14 protein-coding genes and 1 pseudogene are annotated in these 16784 nt (G+C 66.3%); 10 read left to right on the forward strand and 5 right to left on the reverse strand.

Annotation, left to right across the window (positions count from 1 at the left end):
- Nucleotides 1-1378 (reverse strand): condensation domain-containing protein (locus QM693_RS18585; protein WP_283353105.1); only part of this gene is annotated, 1378 nt, incomplete at its 3' end.
- A 1-nt stretch (nucleotide 1379) separates the two neighbouring features.
- Nucleotides 1380-4262: an aminodeoxychorismate synthase component I gene (gene pabB / locus QM693_RS18590; protein ID WP_283353106.1), complete on the reverse strand. Its 2883-nt coding sequence runs from the start codon at nucleotides 4260-4262 to the stop codon at nucleotides 1380-1382.
- Nucleotides 4263-6116: 1854 nt separating this feature from the next.
- Between pabB and QM693_RS18595 the strand changes: the two genes are divergently transcribed.
- Nucleotides 6117-6323 carry a hypothetical protein gene (locus tag QM693_RS18595; RefSeq protein WP_105414514.1) on the forward strand — a complete coding sequence of 69 codons (207 nt, stop codon included), beginning with the start codon at nucleotides 6117-6119 and terminating at the stop codon, nucleotides 6321-6323.
- Here the strand turns inward: QM693_RS18595 and QM693_RS37865 are convergent.
- Nucleotides 6289-7181 (reverse strand): annotated as a pseudogene (locus tag QM693_RS37865) (class I SAM-dependent methyltransferase). The gene QM693_RS18595 and the pseudogene QM693_RS37865 overlap by 35 nt on opposite strands.
- A gap of 35 nt (nucleotides 7182-7216) precedes the next feature.
- On the opposite strand from QM693_RS37865, the gene QM693_RS18610 reads away from it, so the two are divergent.
- The 4 genes from QM693_RS18610 (at nucleotide 7217) to QM693_RS18625 (ending at nucleotide 11426) form a co-directional block, all read left to right on the forward strand.
- Nucleotides 7217-7876: a TetR/AcrR family transcriptional regulator gene (locus QM693_RS18610; RefSeq protein WP_105414516.1), complete on the forward strand. Its 660-nt coding sequence runs from the start codon at nucleotides 7217-7219 to the stop codon at nucleotides 7874-7876.
- Between the two features lie 29 nt (nucleotides 7877-7905).
- Nucleotides 7906-9099, forward strand: coding sequence for a hemerythrin domain-containing protein (locus tag QM693_RS18615; RefSeq protein ID WP_349307509.1), 1194 nt, complete (start codon nucleotides 7906-7908; stop codon nucleotides 9097-9099).
- A 100-nt stretch (nucleotides 9100-9199) separates the two neighbouring features.
- Complete coding sequence (locus QM693_RS18620) at nucleotides 9200-10237, forward strand: DUF2332 domain-containing protein (protein WP_283353108.1); 1038 nt, start codon at nucleotides 9200-9202, stop codon at nucleotides 10235-10237.
- 892 nt (nucleotides 10238-11129) lie between these two features.
- The gene (locus QM693_RS18625) at nucleotides 11130-11426 is read left to right on the forward strand and encodes an MTH1187 family thiamine-binding protein (RefSeq protein ID WP_009479982.1); all 297 of its coding nucleotides are present in this window, start codon (nucleotides 11130-11132) and stop codon (nucleotides 11424-11426) included.
- 7 nt (nucleotides 11427-11433) lie between these two features.
- On the opposite strand, the gene QM693_RS18630 is transcribed toward QM693_RS18625, so the two are convergent.
- Complete coding sequence (locus QM693_RS18630; RefSeq protein ID WP_283353109.1) at nucleotides 11434-12396, reverse strand: helix-turn-helix transcriptional regulator; 963 nt, start codon at nucleotides 12394-12396, stop codon at nucleotides 11434-11436.
- 89 nt (nucleotides 12397-12485) lie between these two features.
- Here QM693_RS18630 and QM693_RS18635 point away from each other — a divergent pair, with 89 nt between their 5' ends.
- From QM693_RS18635 to QM693_RS18650, 4 genes are all read left to right on the forward strand, one after another.
- Complete coding sequence (locus QM693_RS18635) at nucleotides 12486-12902, forward strand: VOC family protein (protein ID WP_105414520.1); 417 nt, start codon at nucleotides 12486-12488, stop codon at nucleotides 12900-12902.
- A complete protein-coding gene (locus QM693_RS18640; RefSeq protein WP_283353110.1) occupies nucleotides 12902-13507 on the forward strand; it encodes a YdeI/OmpD-associated family protein in 606 nt (201 codons plus the stop codon). The genes QM693_RS18635 and QM693_RS18640 overlap by 1 nt, the downstream gene beginning before the upstream one ends.
- A gap of 67 nt (nucleotides 13508-13574) precedes the next feature.
- Nucleotides 13575-14132 (forward strand): DinB family protein, encoded by a 558-nt coding sequence (locus QM693_RS18645; RefSeq protein ID WP_105414522.1) that lies wholly within the window; start codon nucleotides 13575-13577, stop codon nucleotides 14130-14132.
- Nucleotides 14133-14196: 64 nt separating this feature from the next.
- The gene (locus QM693_RS18650; RefSeq protein ID WP_283353111.1) at nucleotides 14197-15453 is read left to right on the forward strand and encodes a serine hydrolase domain-containing protein; all 1257 of its coding nucleotides are present in this window, start codon (nucleotides 14197-14199) and stop codon (nucleotides 15451-15453) included.
- Here QM693_RS18650 and QM693_RS18655 read toward each other — a convergent pair.
- Nucleotides 15450-15845: an SRPBCC family protein gene (locus tag QM693_RS18655; RefSeq protein ID WP_280783255.1), complete on the reverse strand. Its 396-nt coding sequence runs from the start codon at nucleotides 15843-15845 to the stop codon at nucleotides 15450-15452. The genes QM693_RS18650 and QM693_RS18655 overlap by 4 nt on opposite strands.
- Nucleotides 15846-16001: 156 nt before the next feature.
- Here QM693_RS18655 and QM693_RS18660 point away from each other — a divergent pair, with 156 nt between their 5' ends.
- On the forward strand, nucleotides 16002-16685 hold the full coding sequence (locus tag QM693_RS18660) for a HemK2/MTQ2 family protein methyltransferase (RefSeq protein ID WP_283353112.1): 684 nt from the start codon (nucleotides 16002-16004) through the stop codon (nucleotides 16683-16685).
- Nucleotides 16686-16784 lie beyond the last annotated feature (99 nt).

A 16784-nucleotide genomic window follows, 5' to 3' on the forward strand; every position in this document is an offset into this window, starting at 1 on the left:
GTGTCGTTGCGGGGTGTTCGGGGCCGCCGGTGCGGTCGAGCAGGTTCCGTTTTTCATCGGGGTCGAGGATGTCGAGGTCACCGACCCGACTCCCCGCATCGGCAGAAAGGAAGCGGTCGAGAAAGGACAACAAGCGGTCGTGATGACATTTGAGAATGTCGTCGTCGTACAGGCTCGGGTTGGCTTGGAAGTCGATGTGCGTCGTGGTGCCGCCCACGCTCGGGTAGATGTTCACGAAAAGATCGTCGACGAGCCCGGAGGTCAACACGTGCAGCCGGCCGAGGTGCGGGCCCAGCCGGATCTCTCGGTCGGCCGGCATGATGTTGAGAGTCGGACCAAACGAGCGATTGCGGCTGATGTCCCTGCCGAGATCACGGCAGATGTCCTCACGGCGGTACCGCTGCCGCCGCAGCGCCCCGGTCAACTCGAGCTGGGCGGAGTGGATCAGCGCCCCGATCGTCACGTCCGCGCCCACCTCGAGTTGCAGCGGCACGACATTGGCCAACATCCCACCTGAGCGTCGCAGCGGTGCGGTCGTTCGGGCCGAAACCGGCAGACTGAGAACGATGTCCGATCTTCCTGTCATCCGGCACAGGAAGCCGGCAAGAGCAGCGACCAAGACCGTTGCCGCACTCGAGTTGTGCTTCGTTGCGACCGAATCGAGCATTGAGGCTACGTCGTGTGACAAGGCCGCGCTGGCCACTCGCGGATGCGCCTCGACGGGCGCCGACCGCCCCGCCAGGCTCGCAGGTTCCGGCAGTCCCGAGGTCCGTTCCGCCCAGTACCGCCGATCCGCCTCGAAGCGATCCGAGTTCCGGTAGGCAGCATCGATTTCAACGATCTGTGCGAGGTCCAGCACGCGGAGCGGTGGGTCCTCGACACCGGCAACTGCGGCCGTATACAACTCGGCAATACGCTGCATCAGCGTCATGGCGCCGTAGCCGTCGAGGGCGATGTGGTGAACGCGTGAGTACCAGTAGTAGTGCCGGTCGCCGACTCGGAGGATCGCCGAGACTGCGAGCGCATCGTGGAGGAGGTCTATCGGGGTGCTGAACTCGCTGCGCATCCACTGCTGCGCGGCGACGCTCGGGTCGTCCTCCGCGCGAAAGTCGATTCGCCGGATTCCGCTGTCGGAAGAATCGTCGACCAGTTGATACAGCTCACCGTCGTGATCGACTAGGCGTAAGAACCCGGAACCGAACTCCCTGGCCGCCACGCGACTGGTCGCCTCGAGCAAATCGATATCCAACTCGCCGAAGACCTCGACGTACTGCGCGATCGTGATCGGGAGCTCGCCGGCCAGTTGCTGGGCGAACCAGATTCCCTTTTGTGCGGCCGATAAACGGCACGCCTCCGACGGAAGGGCCCCCGAGCGCATTTCAACTCCTGGAATCGGTGGCGGGACGGCGTCCACGACTCTTCTCCGATCTGCTCTTCGCACCAGGAGGCGTGCAAGGGTTGGGCTCGGGCCCGACCTCGGCGTGCTGGAATTGCATGGATGTCCGCGCGCACGTGGTGTAAACCGCTTCTCCCGCCTGATCGAAGTGTGTTGCCACGTTGGCGAAGAACTTGTTCTCGTCGAGTAGTGCGAGCACTGTCGTGTAGCGGTCGGGGCGGTGCTCCACGACGAGGCTGCCGCCCGCGTGCAGGAGCCGTGCCGCCGCAACAATCGTTTGCCGGGCGAGCTTCAGCCCATCTGTGCGGCTGACCAAGGCCCGTCGGCGGTACTCGCCGCACTGTGAGGGAAGGTCTTCGTCGTCGGGAATGCACGGTGGACGGGCGAGGACCAGATCGGCCGTTCCGGCAAGGCCGGACAGCAGATTGGGCGTGGAGACGGCGGTTTCGTGAAGCACGATCGGGCTCTCGCCGAGGCGGATCTGACGTTCGATGTTGCGTCGCGCCACGTTCAGGGCTGTCGGATCCGCATCCACGGCATGTACACCGGCATCGGCTCGGGCATGCGCGATTGCCAGGGCGATTGCTCCCGAACCGGTGCACAGATCCACGACCACTGGAGTCGTGACATGTGAAATATCGGCGAGGGCCTCGGCAAGTACAAGTTCGGTGTTGGCCCTGGGTGCCGGCACACCGGGGCAGACCCACACTTCTACACCGCCCAGTTCGGCCCGCGAGGGTCGTCGCCTGGCTCGATCGATGGCGTCACTCGAGGTCTGCGGACCGACGCTGTGGGCGAGGGCGGGGGATCTGCCGGCGCTGATCGTGAGGGCCCTGCGCATGGCGGCCGCCTTGACCAGGGTCTCGGTGAACTCTTCGTCGGGGTCGGATAATGCGACGATGGCGCCCCCGATCCCGAAGCTCACTGTCCCGTGCCGGGACACCATGGTTCGGATGACGATGCTGAGGTCGGCGGTGCCGTTGATGGACAGCCAGCCGAGGGCGCCCGAGTACACGCCTCGCGGCCCCTCCTCCAGCCGATCGATGATTTCCATGGTGCGAATCTTCGGTGCTCCGGTCATCGAGCCACCCGGGAAGCAGGCGCGCACGCACCCGACTGCAGTCGCGTCGCTGCGCAGCGTCCCCCGCACCGTCGACACGAGTTGGTGGACCGGTGCGTAGGTTTCGACGTCGAACAATCGCGGTACGTGCACAGAACCGGGAGTGCAGACCCGTGAGAGATCGTTGCGCACGAGGTCGACGATCATGAGGTTCTCGGCCCGGTCCTTCTCGCTCGTCAGCAGGTCCTGGCGGAGCGCGTCGTCCGTCGCAGCGGTTGCTCCCCGCGGCCGGGTGCCCTTGATCGGCTTGGACTCCACTACCCGGTCGGCGTCCACGCGTAGAAACCTCTCGGGGGAGGCGCTGAGTATGTCCGCTGCCTCGAACCTCAGGAGTGCTGCGTAGGGCACTGGAGTGATGGATCGAAGGTAGGCGAAGGTTTCGACGGGGTCTATCTCGACATCGATCTGGGCGTGGTTCGTCAAGCACACTTCGTAGGTTTCGCCGACCCGAATGTTTTCCAAACAGGTACGGATCTTGTCGAGGTAGGTTTCACGGTTGTGGCGCAGCGTCATGCGCGGGTCTGCGGCCGACCTGATGAGCGGCCGCGCGGGAAGCGCATCGTCGGTCGTGACGGGCAATCGGTTGATTACCTGGGCCGTACGGCGCATCCAGTCGCGGGTTTCGGGTTCGTGGGCCTGCTCGCTGAGCGCCAGCAGGTAGCAGCTGCCGTCGACGTGGTCGATCACGACTGCGCGGTCGGCGAAGACCAGGGCAGCGTCCGGTGTGTCCGCGGAGTGTTGCGCATTGCCGTCGGCTTCGGCCTTCAACTCGTAGCCCAGGTAGCCCACGTAACCCAGATTGAACGAGAACGGCAGGTCCGGCGATGGCGGCACAGCGCGGGCCCGCAACTGTTCGTCGAGATAGTCGAAGAATCGCACGCGTCGTTTGCCGGCCGGAACGCCGGAACGGTGCACCAGGACGGTGCCGTCCGCGACGTCGTACGTGATGTACTCGGCGCGTGGGCCAGAGGCGTCGCCCATGATGGTGAAGCGGGCGTCCGACTCCACTGTGGAGCTGCCATCGAGCCAAAAACTGTTGGGGCCGTCTGCGAACAGGCGCTCATACACCGTCTGTGGGTCGACTCGCCGATCTATCCGTCGTGTTTCCACCACGTACGGCGACAAGGTCCGCGGCCGACGTCGAGGCTTCGGGGCGGATCCCTTCCGGCGGGTCGGAGTGAGGTCACGGAAGTTGGCGAGGAGTTCATGTCCATGGTCGGTGCAGACCGACTCCGGATGAAATTGCACCCCCCACAGCGGGCGCTGGCGGTGCCTTACCCCCATGAGAATTCCGTCGGATGTCCACGCAGTTGGCTCCAGCTCGTCAGGGAGATCGTCGACGGCGAGAGAGTGGTACCGGACGACCGACAGGGGCGAGGGGAGGCCCGCGAACAATTCTCTTCCCTCGTGGAATACCTCTGAGTTGCGACCGTGCCGCGGCTCTGGTGCCAAGACGACATGCGCACCGAACAGGTGGCATAAACCCTGATGGCCGAGGCACACTCCTAGTGTCGGAAGCCCACCCTGCAGAATGGCCCGCGAGCTGATGCCGAAGTCGCGTTCGCTTGCTGGATGACCGGGCCCCGGAGAGATCACGATATTGTCGAACTCGGTCAGTTCGATCGCACGCCAGTCGACGTCGTTGCGCACCACCGTCGGCGGGCACCCGTTGACCTCGCTGAGAAAGCTGTAGAGGTTGTAGGTGAAGGAGTCGTAGTTGTCGATCAACAACGTCTTGGTAAACATCGTTTGCCCGGTTCTCGGCGTGTGAGGGATGCGACACTTCGGTGTCACTCGCCGGTGCATCGACGTGAAGAGGTCCCTCGAACTTATTGCAGGAGCTTTCGTCTGAGCGCGCACCACCCGTGGCGTCCTCCTCCAGCACGGGGAAAGCTGGTGTGGTTCATTGACTGGGGGCGGCGAATCGGCCGACGCTGTGGGACGAGGCGCCGAGCCATGAAGTCCGCCCGTGCCGGCGATGGTGCGGATGGTTGCCACCAAGTCCTCTCGACGTGTCGGCCCCGTTTGGGAGGCTCCGCCGACCTGAGGAAAACTGACCAGCTGCGCCTGAGTGCCGGCGATGCCCGCTCGTGCATTCTTGGTGACGAGCCGGCCGGGGGACAACTGGGTCCTTGTACCGTCGACACGGTGGGCCTGGTGGACATGATCAATCCTTAGGAGGGCTATTTAGCCTGTCTATCAACGCAACCCGCCCAGGCCCCGACACGCCGCGCGATGCGCGCACTCCACCTTAAGTCACGAAAGTCTGTGGATACAAGGGCACCCATCCGGTAGTAATCCACAGAGCAAATGGTCGGTTCTATTCACGGAGTGTGACAGTGTGGCCTAGAGCCTCTAGCCCACGAAAGTGATTGCGTCTCTTGATCTCAGGGTTGATGTGTCGGGTGTAATGATCACGAGGATGGAACGGCCGACCGCGACGATGGCGCGCGTTTCCCCGTTTCGCCGGTTGGGGACGGCGCGCCGGGGATTGCATCGGCATGAAGTTTTCTGTACCTCGTGCGCGGTGGTATCGCCTGGCGGCAACTGCCGATCGAGTTCCCTCAGGTCCGGACGGTGTACGCGGTCTTCGCCCGCTCCAGTCGAGCGGCGTGGACCTGGTGGGGGAGTGGGTGAGGAAGCGCCCCTCGAGGGTGACGAGCCTGCAGAGGGCGAACAGGAGTGGGAAGACGCATAGCTACCCGAGGACGAGGGAGGGGAGCAGAACGAGGAGAGAGACCAGACCCGACGAGAGTGAGGAGGCCGCGCAGCCCGAGCAAAAAGAACCGCCAAGTCGTAGTCCGCGCACCCGCGGACATCGAGCAAGCTTTCCGCGACGCTCACTGATAACCGGGGGGGTGTTGCCTGTCCAGGCGTGTGAGACCAGCCCGGGACTGCCTCGAGCGCGGTCGAGTTGTGGCGCCCGCCCGGTGCAACTCTCGAGACCGTTGAGAGGCGAGATGTAGTATCTCCCATAATTTGCCGATAACGATTGGTACGTCAACTACCTATCTGAACGTGAACTGTCCCAACAGCTTCCGTTCTCGGCGTTGCGCGAGCGTCTCGATAGCGGTCGGCCCATTTCTTGGCTGTTGCCGGTGAGCCCTGGAACCGTTCGGAGGCACGGCGCAGCGGCCGATGTTCGTCGACGACGAGTCGGGCGAGGGCGGTGACCACACCGATACCCGAGGCCCTCGCCTACCTGCCACGCCGTTCACAACCTCCCTGGGAACTACATCTAGCGCAGCCGTTCGATCCCGATGAGTGCCATGCAGTCACGCTAGTGGCCCACATTCGTCTGCGCAGGCAAGAAGCCGCCGGCACCTGACGGTGTCAGCGGCTTCGCTTCCTTCCCAGGCGCGCTACGCAATGTAGGTCTGACCCGGTCGTGGGGTGACGGTGCCCGCCAGTGCGCCTCTCGGCAAGTGGTCGCTCGAAGCGACAATTTTTCAATGTGACACCCGGGGCATTGGGTCGAACACCGTCGAGTGTGTCAACCGTTCGCGGTGCAGCGGCATTCCCTTCCCTGACGGGCGGCTTCGAGAGGTGCGCTTCGGCTCGTCGACGCGCAGACTGGAACCAGGAGGTCAGGAGGTTGTCATGCGATTATTGCGGGGCCTGCTCGACGTGGTGCTGGGCATTCTCACGGCTGTGCTCGGCACGGTGCTGGGCATTGTCGCGGCGGTCGTGTGGCTGGTCGGTGGGGTGCTCTGTGTGACGGTCATCCTGCTTCCTCTGGGCTTGCCCGTGGTGAGGCTCGCCCGCCGTCTCTTCACCCTCGCCAGGAAGCTGATGCACTTTCCCTGACGCGCAGCGTAAAGAAGATGAACGGTGCCTCACGGCTGAGCCGATCGAAGTGCTCGGGGGAGCGAGCGCGCACCGCCGCACAGGGTCGTGGCTCCGAAACGCGTTCGACGGTGAATCCTGCTGCGGTGAATGCGTCGAACATGGCGTGCAGCGGCCTGTGCCAGAACTTCATGTGGAAGGTCTCGCCGGACTTCACCCATTCCTCGGTGAACTCGTACGTTCCGAGATAGTCGCCCTCCCCGGCAAGCCTGAAGTCGACGAACGGGTGATGGGTCGAGATGACGCCGCACCCGCCTGGCACGAGTACCCGGCGAAACTCGGTCAACGGTCTCGACCAATCGTGGACGTAGTGCATGACCAACGAGGCGACGACGACATCGAAGGTCGATGACCGGATGGGCAACTGCTGGTTGAGGTCCGCCCGGATCAACGGCACGTCGGGCCGAGGCGCGTCCGGGCGATCGCGAGCAGACCCGTGCTGAGATCGACGCCGGTGACGGCAGCACCAGCGGCGGCGAGTGCGCGTGAGAGCGCACCGCTGCCGCACCCCGCATCCAGTACTTTCCGGCCTCCGACGTCGCCGACCAGCGCCAATGTCGCGGGTCGTTCGTGCAGGGCGTTGTACACGTTGTTCTCGATACCGGCGTCATACGCCGACGCGTACGTGTCGCAGTCGTTGAAGGTTGCCTCGATCTGATCATTGCGGATCGGAGTGGCCGCTGCGCCCCCACCGTCGCGGCAACTCTGGTTCCGCCCGGGCATCTCGCAATTCCAGCGGACTGAGACACTTCGCCAGTCCCATCTCGGCGAACGTGTCCGGACTCGGGCGGGACCTCCCGGAAATCGCTGGAACAGCATTGTATTGAAAACCTGCGCGTTCTAGAATTGGGGGTATGGCGACGGTCGACTACGACTCGGCGGAGCCGGGCGGATCCGGGACCCGCCGTTACCGCTCTCCGCTGCGTCGGATGCAGGCAGCTCAGACGCGGGCGGTCGTACTGCAGGCCGCCACCCGGCTGTTCGCCGAGCACGGCTGGGTCGGCACCGGCATGAGGGATGTCGCGCGGGCCTCGGCGGTCTCCGTCGAAACGGTCTACACGACGTTCGGATCCAAAGCCCACCTGTTGAAGGCGGCGCTCGAGGTCGCCATCGTCGGCGACGACGCACAGGTGCCGTTGGCCGACCGGCCCGTCTACACGGCGATCGGTACGGGGCGCACGACCGGCGACCGCATCGAGATGGGATCGCGCATGATCGCCAGGATCAACGAGCGCATCTACCGCCTGGCCGTGGCGATCCGTCAGGGGGCGACGGCGGATGCCACGCTCGCAGCGGTGGCAGCCGACCTGGAGGGGCAGCGCAGGCGTTCGGTCGCCGACGTCGCACACCTCATCACGGGCCATCACGCCGATGCTGGTCAGGTCGACGAACTGTGGGTCCAGACCGGCGACCAGGTCTACGCCCTGCTCGTGGACGAATGCGGTTGGAGTCGCGACCGTTACGAGTCATGGTTGATCGACCGCATCGAAGAAATCCTCGACCGCCCGGTGTGACACACGGGCGCTTTTGTTTGGAGTAGGTCATGACAACCGACACTCTGCCTCCTGCCGACACTCGTATCATGCGCATCGTTCACAGCGCACTGCGCCGCGATATCGCCCGCGCCTCTCAGGTGCTGCGCACAACACCTCCGCCCGCGCGGACCCAGCGGGTCGCACTCGCCGATCACCTCGTGTGGATGATGCATTTCCTGCACCTGCACCACAGCGGCGAGGACCGTGGGCTGTGGCCGCTGGTCCGCGAGTTGAACCCGGCCGCCGGAGCACTGCTCGACGTGATGGACGCCGACCATGCGCGAATCGGCCCCGAGATGGAGCGGGTCACCGCCGCGGCAGCCGAATACCGTGCGCATCCGGCTGCCCGAGAAGACCTTTCGCGTTCCCTCACCGTTCTCGAACAGGTTCTGCTGCCGCATCTGCAGCGCGAAGAGGACGAGATGATGCCGATCGTCGCCCGCACCCTGACCCGTCGTCAGTGGGACGACGTGGAGCAGCAGGTGTTCATCGCCTCGAAGACCAAGCGGGCGCTGGGCATCGAAGCTCACTGGATCGTCGACGGTGTCGACCGGGAAGATTACGACGTCACCGTCCGCAAAGTCGATCCGGCCACCCGGTTCATGCTGATCCATGCGTTCAAACGACCATATCGGCGGGCATGCGCCGCCCGGTGGGGCGCCGACCTCGACGTGAGCCCCCGGCTCCACCAGCCACCCCGCACCGACGGCTCGGCAGAATTGTGGATCGACGCCCCGGCTCGGCAGCTGTACGACGCGGTCGCCGACGTCACCCGAATCAGCGAACGCAGCCCCGAGTGCCGCAGCTGCGCGTGGCTACCGGGACGGCCGCCGGGGACCGTGGGCGCCCGATTCCGGGGGCACAACCGTGCACATCACATGCGCTGGTCCCGGGTCTGCGAGGTGACCGCCGCCGAGCCGGGCAGGATGTTCGCATTCCGCACGGTGTCGGATCGGCACAACCCGCTGTACCACGACTCGACCACGTGGTCATACATCTTCCGAGCGGATGGCGACGGGACCCGGGTGACGCATTCGTATCGGATCGACGTACTGCCGTACCGCCCGCTGCTCTCGCTCTACTCACGCCTGCAGCCACAGCACCGGGACATGCGGCCGCAGATGCGGGAGAATCTGGAGGCGCTGCGGCGGCAGGCGCGCGCCGGTGCGCTTACCGGGTCGCCGCTGCCCCGAACGGCGTGATCTCCTGTCACGTTGGAGTGCTCGCCATTAGAATCAGCGTCGATGTCAGGTGACCGCAGGAAGCGCTGCATTCGTGGGTAGGGCCCGCACACTCGCTCAGGTGTACCGACACTTCGGTGAGGTCGATGCCGCCGAAAGGTCACCGCTGTACGGGCGCGTCGCCGTCGCACTGAGTGAGTCCGACGAGGCGCTGTGCGCCATCGAGGCGGCCCCGGCGCGCAAGCGACACCCCACGGTGATTCTCGCCGCGCTGCACGACCTCGCCCTCGCCGGTCGCGCTCCGGGGCTTGCCTCGGCCTATGCCGCTACGGACGGCGACGCTGCTGCCGACGCGGCGGTCGACACCCTGCTGCGGATGACCGACTCGGTCGTGGCTCTCGCCGTGCGCCGGAAGACGCGGCCCGACGAGACCGGACGCTCCACCGTGCTGTATCCGGCCATTGCCGAGGCGGCGCGCCGGTTCGGCGCGAATGCGGTGGGGCTGATCGACGTGGGCTGTTCGGCTGGGCTCAACCTCAATGTCGACCGTGTGGGCATCACGTACAGCAACGGACAGTCGTTGGGCGACCCGTCCTCTCCCGTGCAGCTGTCGGCTTCGATCGTGGGAGACCGGCCCGTCCCGGCGCGAGTGATGCCCGAGGTCGTCACCCGGATCGGCGTCGACCTCGATCCCGTCGACGTGACCGACGCGGACGAGGCCCGATGGTTGCGCGCCTGCCTGGGGCCGGATCAGCCCGAGCGGATCGCGAGGCTCGACGCGGAGATGGCGTTGGCGGCGACGGCCCCTCCGCTGCTGCTGCAAGGCGACGCCGTCGAGGTGATGCCCGACGCCGTCGCCCGGGTGCCCGCGGACGCCCTGCCTGTCGTCACCACGACGTGGGCGCTGTCGCGCTTCCGGGGCGAGAGTCGCCTGCGCTTCCTGGACCGCCTCGACGAAGCGGCAGCCGGCCGGCCGGTGGCGTGGGTGTCAGTGGAGGGAGTCGGAGTCGCACCGACGATACCCACGCTCGGCGATCGCCACGCCTCTGGGCACAGCCTCATCGGCCTGGCCGTGTTCGACCGGTCGGCTCGGCCCGCCGAGACTATCGGCCGCTGTTGGTCGCGGGGCCGCGTGCTGGCGTGGCTGGCAGACTCCTGACGAACCGGACATCCCTTGAAACTGAATGATGTTGCCGCTGTGCGGGATTGTCGGGTGTGGGTCGTTTTCTCCCGAGGCCGGCGAATTCACTCGCTGTGATCTGCAGGTGGGGCGTCGGTTGCGTCAGTGTTGCGGTGAGTCAGGCTGTGGTCGGCCAGGGTCGGGCGGGTGTCGGAGGATGCGGATTTTGTGGTTTCGCCGCTGTCGCAGCTGCGCGCTTCGCCGGAGACTTGTTGCTCCCAGTACGCATCCGATCGTGCCCGTGATGCCCACGGAACTCCCATGCGATGTCCTCTCTGTGCGGGTGGCTGGAGGAGATCGCTCTTCCTGTCACGTAGATCACGCGGATGGCGGCTTGTCTCACCATCGCCGAGCCTCACGGGTGTATTTCCTTTGTACGCCTCGGCAGTGAGGTCTGTCGTACCCGGCGGACCGGGTCGGTGACCTGTGCAGCTCGGGTATCGGGCGAGTGGGAAGCATCAGCCGGCGCGCCCTGGCCCACGTTCGTTGCCTTATCCGGACATACGGGGTAGACCTGAGGTACGGAGCCACGGCAGACCAAGGTCGGACCGGAAGAGAAGATTCCACCTCTCGGTCGTGGCGCCCAGCACGAGTTGTAGGCACCCACGCACAAGCACAGCCCACTATCTGGGCTCAGCGCGGTGGGCTTGCGTCAGGCGGGGGGATGTCTGACGCCGAGGCCACATTTCACCCCGCGCAACCATGCAGCTTGGTAACCAGACGTTCGTGCTCGCGGGCGGCGCCCCCTGATCAGGGACGCCGCCCGACGTGTGTTTGTGGTACGACCTGTTCGGGCGGGCGATCGGGGTGCAGCGGAAGCCTGGACGAGGTGATTCGATGATGGTCGTCTATTCCCGGAGAAGGAGAGCACATGCTGGTGGCATTCAGCGTCAGCCCGATGGGCGGGGACTCCGACAGCGTCGGTGCCGCGGTCGCCGCGGCCGTGCGGGTGGTCCGCGAATCCGGACTGTCCAACGAGACCACGTCGATGTTCACCACCGTCGAGGGTGAGTGGGACGAGGTGATGGCCGTCGTGAAGCGTGCAACGGACGTTCTGCTGGAACAGTTTCCGCGGGTCAGTCTGGTTCTCAAAGCGGATATCCGGCCGGGTCGAAGCGATCAGCTGCGAGCGAAGGTCGAGACGGTGGAGCGCTACCTGACCGACTGAGGCTCGGTCATCCGCCCTCACCATGTTCGCCGGCATAGTGGTGGGCGAGTTCCGTGCCGATCCGGGCCAGCTCGGCCCGGACCGATCGAGGTTCGAGCACCTCGACCATCGAGCCCCAGCCGGCGAGGTTCCGGGCGATGTCCAACGGGGTCGGTGCGGCGAGACGGATCCGGGCGCGACCGTCGTCGTCCTCACCGTCGCGGTGGCAGTGCCGCCCGAAGTGATCGCGCAGGATCGGCACGAACCTGGCGTCGATGAGCACGGTCGCCCACGTCGTCGAACGCCGCTGTTCCACCTCGCCGACCACCTCTTCCCACGCCGCGGCGAGTGTGAAGTCGTCGGGGCGCTCGGCGGGCTGCTCCGTCGATTCGGCGTGGACGATCCGGTCGACCCGGAAGGTCCGCTGTCCCCGTTCGGTCCCGGCCAGGAGATACCAGATGTCGTCCTTGTCGACGAGACCCCACGGGTCGACGAGCCGCTCGGACCGTTGTCGGGCGCTGTTCGTGTACGTCAGGCGCACTTTCCGGCGCCGGATCACGGCGGCCTGCAGCAGGTCGACCATCTCGGGCCTGCGGCGATCGCGTTCGCCCCACCGGGTGGGATCGATCATGGAGGCAGTGGCGGCGGCCTCGGCATCGGCCCGGAAGGTCTGCGGCAGCGCCCGCACGAGTTTGCGCAGCACGGCCTTGGCCTCGCCCGAGACGGCGGCCGCGGGGCCGACCAGAAGGAACAGCGCCTGCGCCTCCGTCGCGGACAACCCGCTGAGGTCGGTGCGAGCGCCACCCACGAGCGACCATCCGCCGCCACGCCCGGACTGCGGGTACACCGGGATCCCCGCAGCGGACAGCGCTTCCAGGTCGCGGCGAGCAGTCGCGACGGACACCTCCAGTTCGTCCGCCACCTCGGCGGCGGTCACTCGACCCCGGGACTGCATCAGCAGGAGGGTGGCGACGAGTCTGTCAGCGCGCATGTCCTCAGTTTCCCGCAGAAAGTGCTCAATTGGTGAGCACTTTGGGTTGGAGGATGAATGTTGTCACCGACCGAGGAAGGGAATCACCCATGTTGCGAGGACTCACCACCGTCAACTTCTACGCCGACGACCTCACGGCCGCCCAGGCCTGGTACACCGAACTGCTCGGAGTCGAGCCGTATTTCGTGCGCGCGGTGGCGGGGGCACCCGCCTACATCGAGTTCCGGCTCGGCGACTACCAGCACGAACTCGGCATCATCGACAGCCGATTCGCGACGCCCGACCGGTCACGCGGTGTCGAGAACACGATGACCTACTGGCACGTCGACGATCTGGACGCGAGCGTCGAGCGGCTGCTGTCGCTAGGTGCCACCCTGCACGGAAAGCCGATCGAACACGGGCCCGGATTCGTCACCGCATCCGTGGCCGACCCGTTCGGAAACATCCTCGGCGTGATGTTCAACCAGCACTACCTGGACATTCTGGCTGCGAAGGCAGGCGCGTGATGGACACCCACGACGTGAACACCGTCGTCGCTCGCACGACCGCGCAGTGGCGTGCCTGGCTTTCGGGGAACTGCCGGTCCGAGACGGAGGTCTGGCTGATCATCCACCACAAGGACAGCGGAACGCCGAGCGTGCGCTACCACGAGGCGATCGAGCAGGCCCTGTGCTTCGGGTGGATCGACGGCCTGCACCGCAGACGTGACGCCGACAGTTCTGCACTGCGTTTCACGCCGCGGACCCCGCGCAGCACCTGGAGCCGGGTGAACCGGCAGCGCGCGGCGGAGATGATCGAGCAGGGACTGATGACCGAGCACGGTTACGCCGCCATCGATCTGGCCAAGGCCAAGGGGACCTGGGAGAACACGGCGAACGGGGACAGCGCGACCATCCCTGGCGATCTGCAGGAAGCGTTTGGGCGACACGACGCCGCGCGCGCGAACTTCGACAAGTTTCCGCCGTCTTCGACCCGGTTGATCCTGGAGTGGATAGCGTCAGCCAGGAAGCCGGACACGAGGCAGCGGCGGATCGAGCGGACGGTCACGCTGGCGGCGATGAACCTCCGGGCCAATCATCCGGGGGTCCGGGTCCCGGACGGTGTGCGGTAGCCGTCTCGAGACCGGTGTCCCGATCGGAGACAGGGAGAATCGGAGACAGGACGAGGGGAGACACGACATGGACTGGCCGCGCGAACTCGCCGACCAGCTCGGCTGGCACTGGGAGCAGCAGTTGCGTCCCCGGCTGGAGGGACTGTCCGACGAGGAGTATTTCTGGGAACCCGCGCCGGACGGCTGGAGTGTGCGCCCGCGCGGGCAGTCGCAGGCGCCGGTCCAGGCCGGAAGTGGCGCGTTCACCATCGACTTCGCCTTTCCCGAACCGGACCCGCCACCGGTCACCACCATCGCGTGGCGGCTCGGGCATCTCGTCGTCGGCGTCTTCGGGATGCGGATCGCCAGTCACTTCGGCGGGCCGCCCGTCGACTATCAGACGTTCGAGTACGCCGGCACCGCGGCGGAGGCGCTCGCGCAACTCGACGAGAACTATGCGGCCTGGTCTGCAGGTGTCCGGAGCCTAGGCGTCGAGGGGTTCGCCCGGCCGTGCGGCGCCAGCGAGGGAGCGTTCGCGGACTATCCGATGGCGGCGTTGGTGTTGCACATCAACCGGGAGGTCATCCATCACGGCGCCGAGGTGGCGCTGTTGCGCGATCTCTATCTGCGCCGCCCGATTTCCTGACCGGAATCCCGGCCGGCTCCACGGGTTTCACTCCCGGGGCCGACCGGATCTGCCAAGCTCGGGTATGCCACCGACTCGGCGGGTTCTCCTGTTGACGTGCGTCCTCGCTCTCCTGGCCGCGTGCACTGCGAACACCTCGTCCCCCGATTCCTCCTCCGCGGACGCGAGCAACGGTTCTGCCGTCTCGTCGGCCGATCCGGCGCAGGCCGACGCCGTGATGAAGATCGTGCGCGACACCATGGCGGAGAGTCACCTGAAGGCGGTGATCGTGCGTGTCACCGTCGACGGCAAGGAGATCGTCACCCAGGCGCTCGGCGAGTCGATGACCGGAGTGCCCGCCACCACCGACATGCACTTCCGCAACGGCGCGGTCGCCATCTCCTACGTGTCCACGCTGCTGCTCCAGCTCGTCGACGAGAAGAAGGTGAGTCTCGACGACACGGTGTCGAAGTGGCTGCCCGACATTCCGCACGCCGACCGCGTGACCCTCCGCCAGCTCGCCCAGATGACCTCGGGCTACGTCGACTACGTCATCGGCAACACCGAATTCGACCGCGCCCTCTACGCGGCGCCATTCCGTAACTGGACGCCTGAGGAACTCCTGGCATTCGCCACGCCCAAGCCTCTGCTCTACGAACCCGGGACCAACTGGAACTACGCCCACACCAACTACGTCATCCTCGGGTTGGCTCTCGAGAAGATCACCGGTCAGCCGATGACAGACCTCATGCAGGACAAGGTGCTCGGTCCGCTCGGCCTCGACGACACCACGGATCCGGGGACGGCGGCGATTCCCGAACCCGTCCTGCACGCGTTCTCGTCCGAGCGGCGCGAGGCCCTGCAGATCCCGCCCGGTGCACCGTTCTACGAGGAATCCACGTATTGGAATCCGTCCTGGACCATCACCCACGGCGCCGTCCAGACCACGAACATCTACGACCTCCACGACACGGCCGTCGCCATCGGCACGGGTGAACTACTGTCGGCCGAATCCTACGAGGCCATGGTGTCGACGGACCTGCGCGGCAAGACGACCGCGCTGCCCGGCTGCACCACCTGCTTCCCGCAGTCGGAGGACTACACCTACGGGCTCGGACTGCCGATCGTGGGCAACTGGCTGATGCAGAACCCGCTGTTCAGCGGATCCGCGGCGGTCGAGGCCTATCTGCCTTCGCAGAAGATCGCCGTCGCCGTCGCCGTCACGTACGAGCCGGCCGCCTTCGACGACACGGGGGCCTACAAGAACGAGGCCGACAGGCTGTTCCGGAAGATCGGCGCACAACTCGCTCCGACCGACGCGCCGCCGATGGCGGTCGGTTAGCGTTCACCCGCGACGCGGGCGAGGCGACGGACGAGAGTACGCACCACCGGGCCGTAGGTGACCGCGAGTGCGGAGTCGAGAGGTCCGGGAGCGGACATCGTCATCGTGATCCGCGAGCCGGCACCGTGGGGCTCGACGGCGTGATCGAGCGTCATCGGTCCCACCCGCCAGGTCCAGGAACGTCCCGGTGTCTTGGCCGAGATCGATGCGGGAACAGGCACGATCCAGAGCAGTCGCGCCGCTCCGCGCCGGCCGGCCTGAACCTCGGGGGACCCGAGACCCCACGCGCCGCGGAGGTGTGGCGCCCACTCGGGCCAGCGCGAGGGCCGGGAGACGAGCGCCCACGCGACGTCCACCGAGGCGTCGGAATCAGCTGAGAAGGAATGCGGCACGGGGGAGGAATACCCGGTTTCGACCCCGGCAGACACCGCAGATGCGGCTCGGGAAGTGGTCGGAGGTGAACACCGGGTGAATTGGCCCGTGTCGAGTTGCATGTAACTCGGGGTACTGGCCACGCTGGGAGGGAACGGCGAGGGAGGGAGCCGATCATGCTCGTTCGTCTACCCGGGGTGTATCGGCCCCAGCGTGACACCTGGCTGCTCGCCGAGGTGCTGGCGGCCCGGGATCTCGGACCGGGCTCGCGGGTGCTCGATCTCTGCTGTGGCACGGGGGTGTTGAGCGTCGAGGCCTGCGCGGCGGGGGCGGGGTGGGTGACGGCGGTCGACGTGTCGCGCCGGGCCGCGATCAGTACCTGGCTCAACGCCAAACTGCACCGCCGGACGATCCGCGTCGTGCGGGGTGACCTGGTGGACTCCGTCCGGACTCTGCGCTTCGACGTGGTCGTGGCCAATCCGCCCTACGCGCCTGCGACGGACGACGGCAGACTGGGCCGGGTACTCGCGCGGGCCTGGGATGCCGGCGTCGACGGGCGCGCCGTGCTCGATCGGATCTGCAGCGAGACCCCCGATCTTCTCGCCCCCGGCGGGGCCCTGCTCCTCGTCCAGTCGACGCTCAACGGTGTGGACAAGACACGGGCGATGCTGGAGGAGCGGGGACTGCGGGTGGACGTGGTCGCGTCGGAGGACGTGCCGTTCGGTCCCGCCCTCTCGTCCCGCACGAGGATGCTGGAGGCGCGGGAGATGATCCGGCCGGGCCAGCGCACCGAGCGCATCGCGGTGCTCACGGCGACCGACCTCCGGTCTTGCGACCCCCCACGCCGACCCGGACTCTGATTCGGCATCGAACTGTTCTTGCCACGGCACTGGTGAGTGGTTCACGTGGTTCGTCGCAACCGGGACACGATTGCCGAGGATCGTGTTGTTCGCGCCGTG

Source organism: Rhodococcus sp. IEGM 1305 (assembly GCF_030058635.1).
Lineage (GTDB): Bacteria > Actinomycetota > Actinomycetes > Mycobacteriales > Mycobacteriaceae > Rhodococcus_F > Rhodococcus_F opacus_D.

Coding starts and splice junctions, on each gene's coding strand:
- QM693_RS18595 (WP_105414514.1), top strand. CDS start 6,117: ATGCGATTATTGCGGGGCCTGCTCGACGTGGTGCTGGGCATTCTCACG.
- QM693_RS18660 (WP_283353112.1), top strand. CDS start 16,002: ATGCTCGTTCGTCTACCCGGGGTGTATCGGCCCCAGCGTGACACCTGG.
- QM693_RS18625 (WP_009479982.1), top strand. CDS start 11,130: ATGCTGGTGGCATTCAGCGTCAGCCCGATGGGCGGGGACTCCGACAGC.
- QM693_RS18615 (WP_349307509.1), top strand. CDS start 7,906: ATGACAACCGACACTCTGCCTCCTGCCGACACTCGTATCATGCGCATC.
- QM693_RS18610 (WP_105414516.1), top strand. CDS start 7,217: ATGGCGACGGTCGACTACGACTCGGCGGAGCCGGGCGGATCCGGGACC.
- QM693_RS18645 (WP_105414522.1), top strand. CDS start 13,575: ATGGACTGGCCGCGCGAACTCGCCGACCAGCTCGGCTGGCACTGGGAG.
- QM693_RS18640 (WP_283353110.1), top strand. CDS start 12,902: ATGGACACCCACGACGTGAACACCGTCGTCGCTCGCACGACCGCGCAG.
- QM693_RS18635 (WP_105414520.1), top strand. CDS start 12,486: ATGTTGCGAGGACTCACCACCGTCAACTTCTACGCCGACGACCTCACG.
- QM693_RS18630 (WP_283353109.1), bottom strand. CDS start 12,396: ATGCGCGCTGACAGACTCGTCGCCACCCTCCTGCTGATGCAGTCCCGG.
- QM693_RS18650 (WP_283353111.1), top strand. CDS start 14,197: ATGCCACCGACTCGGCGGGTTCTCCTGTTGACGTGCGTCCTCGCTCTC.
- pabB (WP_283353106.1), bottom strand. CDS start 4,262: ATGTTTACCAAGACGTTGTTGATCGACAACTACGACTCCTTCACCTAC.